Raw genomic sequence first — 836 nt, forward strand, 5'->3', positions numbered from 1 at the left:
GCACCGGTCTGGCGCGCATCGAGAAGGCCGTCAAGGAGCGCCTGGGCCAGGCCGAGCAAGACCCGCTGATGCCGCACGACCTGATCAACTCCAAGCCGATTTCCGCGGCGCTCAAGGAGTTCTTCGGCGCCTCGCAGCTGTCGCAGTTCATGGACCAGACCAACCCGCTGGCCGAAATCACGCACAAGCGCCGCGTCTCGGCCCTGGGCCCGGGCGGTCTGACCCGCGAACGCGCCGGCTTCGAAGTGCGCGACGTGCACGTCACCCACTACGGCCGCGTCTGCCCTATCGAAACGCCTGAAGGTCCGAACATCGGCCTGATCAACTCGCTGGCGTTGTATGCGCGCCTGAACGAATACGGTTTCATCGAGACGCCGTACCGCCGCGTGGCCAACGCCAAGGTGACCAACGAGATCGATTACCTCTCGGCCATCGAAGAAGGCAAATACATCATTGCGCAGGCCAACGCCACGCTCGACGCCGAAGGCCGCCTGACGGGCGAACTGGTGTCGGCGCGCGAAAAGGGCGAGTCGGTGCTGGTGGGCGCGGAGCGCATCCAGTACATGGACGTGTCGCCGGCGCAGATCGTGTCGGTGGCCGCTTCGCTGGTGCCGTTCCTGGAGCACGACGACGCCAACCGCGCGCTGATGGGCGCCAACATGTCGCGCCAGGCCGTGCCGGTGCTGCGCCCTGAAAAGCCCATGGTCGGCACCGGCATCGAGCGCGTCGCCGCGGTCGACTCCGGCACCGTCGTGACGGCCACCCGTGGCGGTGTCGTGGACTATGTCGATGCGACCCGCATCGTGATCCGCGTCAACGACCAGGAGGCCGTGGCC

The 836-nt window shown here is 67.0% G+C and carries 1 pseudogene; it reads left to right on the top strand.

Annotation, left to right across the window (positions count from 1 at the left end):
• Positions 1–836: pseudogene (gene rpoB, locus QZH66_RS17240) on the top strand (DNA-directed RNA polymerase subunit beta); the annotation flags it as partial.

The sequence above is a fragment of the Stenotrophomonas sp. YIM B06876 genome (genome assembly GCF_030711595.1).
In the GTDB taxonomy this organism is placed as follows: Bacteria; Pseudomonadota; Gammaproteobacteria; order Xanthomonadales; family Xanthomonadaceae; genus Stenotrophomonas.